8 protein-coding genes are annotated in these 5,967 nt (G+C 65.7%); 7 read left to right on the forward strand and 1 reads right to left on the reverse strand.

Annotation, left to right across the window (positions count from 1 at the left end):
* Positions 1-251: 251 nt before the first annotated feature.
* The 4 genes from rplU (at position 252) to proB (ending at position 3,457) form a co-directional block, all read left to right on the forward strand.
* Complete coding sequence (gene rplU / locus QZX93_RS25750; protein ID WP_295390912.1) at positions 252-566, forward strand: 50S ribosomal protein L21; 315 nt, start codon at positions 252-254, stop codon at positions 564-566.
* Between the two features lie 13 nt (positions 567-579).
* A complete protein-coding gene (gene rpmA / locus QZX93_RS25755; RefSeq protein WP_295390913.1) occupies positions 580-837 on the forward strand; it encodes a 50S ribosomal protein L27 in 258 nt (85 codons plus the stop codon).
* A 149-nt stretch (positions 838-986) separates the two neighbouring features.
* A complete protein-coding gene (gene cgtA / locus QZX93_RS25760) occupies positions 987-2,063 on the forward strand; it encodes an Obg family GTPase CgtA (RefSeq protein WP_295390915.1) in 1,077 nt (358 codons plus the stop codon).
* A 269-nt stretch (positions 2,064-2,332) separates the two neighbouring features.
* A complete protein-coding gene (proB, locus tag QZX93_RS25765; protein WP_295390917.1) occupies positions 2,333-3,457 on the forward strand; it encodes a glutamate 5-kinase in 1,125 nt (374 codons plus the stop codon).
* A 90-nt stretch (positions 3,458-3,547) separates the two neighbouring features.
* Here proB and QZX93_RS25770 read toward each other — a convergent pair whose 3' ends face one another.
* Positions 3,548-4,186 (reverse strand): response regulator transcription factor, encoded by a 639-nt coding sequence (locus QZX93_RS25770; RefSeq protein WP_295390919.1) that lies wholly within the window; start codon positions 4,184-4,186, stop codon positions 3,548-3,550.
* 66 nt (positions 4,187-4,252) lie between these two features.
* Between QZX93_RS25770 and QZX93_RS25775 the strand changes: the two genes are divergently transcribed.
* The 3 genes from QZX93_RS25775 (at position 4,253) to QZX93_RS25785 (ending at position 5,698) form a co-directional block, all read left to right on the forward strand.
* The gene (locus tag QZX93_RS25775; protein WP_295390921.1) at positions 4,253-4,687 is read left to right on the forward strand and encodes a type II toxin-antitoxin system VapC family toxin; all 435 of its coding nucleotides are present in this window, start codon (positions 4,253-4,255) and stop codon (positions 4,685-4,687) included.
* Positions 4,688-4,898: 211 nt separating this feature from the next.
* Entirely contained in the window at positions 4,899-5,213 is a 315-nt protein-coding gene (locus QZX93_RS25780) for a helix-turn-helix domain-containing protein (protein WP_295390923.1), read from the forward strand.
* A 176-nt stretch (positions 5,214-5,389) separates the two neighbouring features.
* Positions 5,390-5,698 (forward strand): transposase, encoded by a 309-nt coding sequence (locus tag QZX93_RS25785; RefSeq protein WP_295390925.1) that lies wholly within the window; start codon positions 5,390-5,392, stop codon positions 5,696-5,698.
* Positions 5,699-5,967 lie beyond the last annotated feature (269 nt).

Below are 5,967 nucleotides of genomic sequence, written 5' to 3' on the forward strand. Positions count from 1 at the left end.
ACCTCACGAAGGTTCACGCACGGGGCCTCGGACAGTAAGGGGACCGACGTGCTTTATACCCGGGCCACCTGGCGTTGTCCAGTGTTGCGGACAACCGCCGGTTGCAACAGAGAGTCCTGGCTAGAACGGTTCCGCCCTGAGTGATGTTCTGTCACGGGTTGACGGACGGTCTGCGCAGGGTTATTCTGCTGGGTCTTTACATCCGGCCGCGGAGCATCGGTGGTCGAGTTAGCCTTGGGGAATTTCAAGACATGTACGCGGTGATTCAAACCGGTGGCAAGCAATACCGGGTGTCCGAGGGGGATACCCTCAAGGTCGAGAAACTCGTTGCCGAGGCAGGTGCCGACATCGAGCTCGATCGGGTGCTGATGATTGCCGACGGCGATGCCGTGACGGTCGGTCGGCCCTACATCGACGGCGGCAAGGTGACGGCGACGGTCCAGGCCCACGGGCGCCTGGCCAAGGTCCACATCATCAAGTTCCGGCGTCGTAAGCATCACTTGAAGCGCCAGGGCCACCGCCAGTGGTTCACTGAGCTTAAGATTACCGGCATCAGCGCCGGCTGATCGGGAGACTTCCATGGCACATAAAAAGGCAGGCGGCAGCTCACGCAACGGTCGCGATTCAGAGTCAAAGCGGCTCGGCGTCAAGATCTTCGGCGGTCAAAAAGTGACCGCGGGCAGCATCATCGTCCGGCAGCGCGGCACGCCGGTCCATAACGGCGTCAATGTCGGGGTGGGCAAGGATCATACACTGTTCGCCCTGGCGGATGGCGTGGTGCGGTTCCTGATCAAGGGACCCAAGAATCGGAAGTTCGTCACTGTCGAGACGGCCTGATCGCAGTTCCCCGGCTGCCGTCCCCGGCCCCCCCAGTGGATGGCGGTGGGCGCGGGTGCGGTGGCGGGTGATCGCGCAGGCGTCTGCACAAGAGCCTCGTCCACTGGACGGGGCTCTTTGCATTTTGGCCCAAGGCCGCGGACAACGTCATGAAATTTGTAGACGAGGCATTCATCCGGGTCGAGGCCGGCGATGGTGGCAGCGGTTGCGTGAGCTTTCGCCGCGAAAAATATATCCCGAAAGGCGGCCCGGACGGCGGTGACGGCGGTGACGGCGGCAGCATTACCCTGCTGGCGGACAACAACCTCAATACCCTGGTCGATTTTCGCTTCCAGCGCATTCATCGCGCCGAGTCCGGCCACAAGGGGATGGGCAAGGACATGCGCGGGCGCGGCGGACGCGACCTGCTGCTGCGGGTGCCGGTGGGGACCCGCGTCTTCGACCATGAGACCGGCGAGTGGCTCGGTGAACTCCTGACCAACGGTGAGCGCCTGCTGGTCGCCCAGGGTGGTTTCCACGGCATCGGCAACGCCCGTTACAAGTCCAGCACCAATCGCGCCCCCCGTCAGTTCTCGCCCGGCTCCCCGGGGGAGCGGCGTGACCTGCGTCTGGAGTTGATCCTGTTGGCCGACGTGGGCCTGCTGGGGTTCCCCAATGCCGGTAAGTCGTCCCTGATCCGTCAGGTCTCCAGCGCGCGGCCCAAGGTGGCGGACTATCCGTTCACCACCCTGTATCCGAATCTTGGTGTGGTCAGTCTCGGGCACCGCCGCAGCTTCGTGATCGCCGACATCCCCGGGGTGATCGAGGGGGCGGCCGACGGTGCCGGGCTCGGCATCCAGTTCCTCAAGCACCTCTCGCGCACCCGTCTGCTCCTGCACCTGGTGGACATGGCACCCCTGGGCGAGGACGAGGACCCGGCCGACCAGGTGCGCAAGATCGAGGCGGAGCTGGCGGCCTTCGGCGGTGAGCTCACCGACAAGGAGCGTTGGTTGGTGCTGAACAAGTCCGACCTGCTCGACCCCGCGGCGGCGCAGCAACAACGCGACCAGGTGGTGGCGGCGCTGGGCTGGCAGGCCCCGGTTTATGAGTGCTCGGCCCTGACCGGCGCCGGTACCGCCACGCTCATGGAGGACCTGATGCGGCGGCTGGAGAGCCTCAAGGTCGAGTCCGGCGAGACCCACTCGCCCGACGAGCCGGACACGAGCGAGTGGCATCCGCTCGATTGAGCGAATGGGATTCGTCCGCCAATGAACGCCAATGAACGCAAATAAGAAAAGCGGGTAGAGCGCTACCCGCCGTCAGCCCGGAACTAGCAGTCGGTACGCCGATAGCAGATAAAGCATATTCTAATCAATGGCGTGTATTGGCTGACTGCGCTGGCCCGGTGGGTGACGATGACGCAGACGCCAAGCCTTTGTCTGATTTGCGTTCATTTGCGTTCATTTGCGGACAAGACTCTTGCTGGGGTAAACCAACACCTCTAGGAGCACTCGACGTGATCTCCCGCGATACGATTCCTACCACCCGCCGATGGGTCGTCAAGATCGGCAGCGCGCTCCTGACCCGCGACGGTCAGGGGCTCACCCGGGGGCTGCTCATGCCCTGGGTGGAACAGCTTGCGGCGCGCCGCGCGGCCGGCCACGACGTGGTACTGGTCTCCTCCGGCGCGGTGGCCGAGGGCATGGTCCGCATGGGCTGGCCCCAGCGGCCCAAGGCGCTGCATGAGCTCCAGGCCGCCGCCGCCATCGGCCAGATGGGTCTGGTGCGGGCCTATGAGGCCTGTTTCGAGACCTTCGGTCTGCATACCGCCCAGGTGCTGCTGACCCGCGACGACCTCGCCCACCGCGCCCGCTACCTCAATGCGCGCAGTACCCTGCGCACCCTGTTGGGGCTCAAGGCGATCCCGGTCATCAACGAGAATGACACGGTGGCCACCGATGAGCTGCGCTTCGGCGACAACGACACCCTGGCGGCCCTGGTGGCCAACCTGATCGAGGCCGACCTGCTGATCCTGCTGACCGACCAGGATGGGCTCTTCGACCGTGACCCGCGCCGCGACCCGGCCGCCCGGCTGATCGGCGAGACCCACGTGGACGACCCGCAACTGGACCTGGTGGCCGGTGGGAGCGTGACCGGATTCGGCACCGGCGGCATGGTGACGAAGGTGCGGGCGGCGCGGCTCGCGGCCCGCTCGGGGGCGGCCACCATCATTGCCCCGGGTCGCGGTGAGGGCGTGCTGACCCGCATCGGCGCCGGCGAGGCGGTGGGCACCCTGCTGGTGCCGGCGCAGGGGCCGCAGGCGGCGCGCAAACAATGGTTGGCCGGGCACCTCCAGGTCCGCGGCCGCTTGATCCTGGACGCGGGTGCGGTGCGCGCCTTGCGCGAGAAGGGCACCAGCCTGCTGGCCGTGGGTGTCAAGGCGGTCGAGGGGACGTTCAACCGGGGCGAGGTGGTGGCCTGCGCGGATGAGAATGGTCGTGAAGTCGCCCGCGGGCTGGTGAATTACGACGTGGATGAGGCCCGGCGTATCCGCGGGGAGCCCACCAGCCGGCACGAGGCGATTCTGGGCTATGTCGATGCGCTGGAGCTGATCCACCGGGACAATCTGGTGGTGCTCTAACCAGGAATTCATCGCAAAGCCGCCGCTGGAAAGACACAGCTTCGACCCTGACAGCGCCGCGATCCCCGCCGCGGGAGCGTTAGCCAGGGCTTACTCGACCGGGGTCAGCCCCGCCCGGATGGCGAAGCGCACCAGGCCGGCCAGCGTGTCGATCCGCAGCTTCATCATGATCCGGGCGCGGTAGGTCTCCACCGTCTTGGCGCTGATGCCCAGGGTTTCGGCGATCTCTTTGGTGCGCCAACCCAGGGCCATGAGCCGCAGCACCTCCCGCTCGCGCTTGGTCAGCAGCGCCTGGTCCAGGTCCGCGTTGCGCTGCGCCGCCGCCGTACCCGCCTGGGCCAGGGCGGGGCTGATGAAGTTGTCCCCGGCGACGGCGGCGCGGATCGCCTGGATCAGGTCGGCGCCGGCCTCGTTCTTCAAGACATAGGCCCTGGCCCCGGCCGTCATCATGCGTTGCAGATAGTGGGCATCGGCGTACATGGAGACGGCGACGATACAGGTGGCCGGCGAGCCGACGCGGATCAGTTCCGCCGCGTCGATTCCGCTCATGCCCGGCATGGCCACGTCGAGCACCGCCACGTCGGGCGTGAGCTCGGTAGCCAGGCGTACGGCCTCGGCCCCGTCGGCGGCCTGGGCCAGGACCCGCCAACCGGGCTCGCGGGCAATCAGGGCCGCCAGCCCGTCGCGAAACAGGGTGTGGTCGTCGCACAGGATGAGGCTGAGGGTCATGGCTGGGCTCGGCGCTGAGTGGCGGGTCCCTAGCTTACGCCGAGAGCGCTGCCGTGCGGCAGGCAGATGGGCACGCGGCTGCCCGGGGCCAGCGGCGCGCTGACCTCGATGGCGCCGGTCTGGGTGAACTCCGAAGATGACGCGCTGGTCTATGCCCAGGCGCTGGAGTCGGCCACCCGCTTGCGAATGGCGGCGCCCACTTGGGTTGAGTCCATGCAGGTCATTACGGCCCGTCGCGGAGATTTGGGCCAGGCCGACCTCGCCGAGTTGTTGAGCCGCCTGGCCGTCGAGGTCGTCCCCTGCGATGCCGATCTGGCCCGCGTTGCGTACGAGGCATGGCGCCACTTTGGCAAGGGAAGCCATCCTGCCGGGCTCAATTTCGGCGACTGCTTTCCCTACGCCCTTGCCAAGCAACGCGGCGAGCCGCTGCAGTTCAATGGCGGGGGTTTCTCCCTCACGGATCTGTCCGCTGCCTTGACGGGCGAGGACGCTTCGGTCTAGTGGTAGGGAAGGCCGATGTCGGCGCGCCCTCCATCTGCCGGAATCCGGCGCACGGTTTGAAACCCGAGGTCGGGCGCCTGCCCGCCCGGCGATCCGCCACGGTGCAGGGCAGACCGCGAACTCCGGAGCGGGAGGCGAGTTGGATCGAGATCCCGATCTGAAGAGGACGTTCCTGCGCATATTCTCAAGCAGTTGTTGGAGGCAGTTCGAGATGGGTAAGAAGCTGACCGAAGAGGCGTTGGCCACTTTCGAGGCCGAACGGGACCTGTGGCAAGAAGTCCTGGACGGGGTGCGCGAGATCAAGGCTGGCGGAGGGAACCGCACGACAGTGGAAGCCAAGTCCCAGGTCGTTCGGGTGCGCTTGAAGAGTGGACTATCGCAGGCACAGTTTGCCGCCGCGCTGGGGGTTTCCAAGCGCACGCTGGAACAGTGGGAGCAAGGGCGTCGGGAACCGTCCGGTGCCGCAAAGCAGCTCCTGAAGATCGCGGAGCGTCATCCTGAGGTGCTCATCGAGGCGGCGGCGTAAAGGACTCTCCGCCGGGGGGCATGTCCCCGATTTCCGCACGCGTAGCACCGCTCCGCGGTGCTACGCACTCTTCGGCGCTCGGCGCCGCGCCCTTTCCGGCCGCGCGCCGTCGGAGTTGTCCGCAAGCTCGGGGGCGCCGAGCGCCCAAGAGCGCGACACCATAAGGATCGGACTGGATGATCCGGCTGCCTGCGGAGGCCGAGGCCGCCTTTCGCAAAGACCTCTATGACTTGGAGGCGAGCAAGCAGATGCCCTATATCACGACTGTCGAACGTGCGGGAATCAAGAAGGGCCTTCGGCGGGGGCGCCAGCAGGGGGTCCAGCAAGGCGAGGCCGCATTGCTCCTGTGGCTGATCGAGAAAAGGTTCGGCGCGGACGTTGCGCAGCGCTGTCGCGGCCGGGTGGAGACCGCCGGCAGCGACGACCTGCGGATCTGGTCGGAGCGCATCCTGACGGCGGACAGCATTGCGCAGGTGCTCGACTGAGCGAGCAAGTGGTCTGAGAGGTTGTGAAAGAAGATAATGGACCAGGCTCAATTACATTCTCTTCCGCCTTCACATTTAATTCAGCTTGGCCCCTAATCCTTTGCCCCTTATCCTGATTTCGCGTTTCTCCCGGGTCTCTTGGATTTCCAGTGGAAGCATATCTTTTTAGAAACAGGTAGATAGAGTCCAGTGGCGAAAATATTGCGGTCTTAGTGGCAACGGACAGAAACGCTGTAAGCCTCTGATTTTCTATGCGTACAACTTGTATC

The organism is uncultured Thiodictyon sp. (assembly GCF_903946935.1).
Classification (GTDB): Bacteria; Pseudomonadota; Gammaproteobacteria; order Chromatiales; family Chromatiaceae; genus Thiodictyon.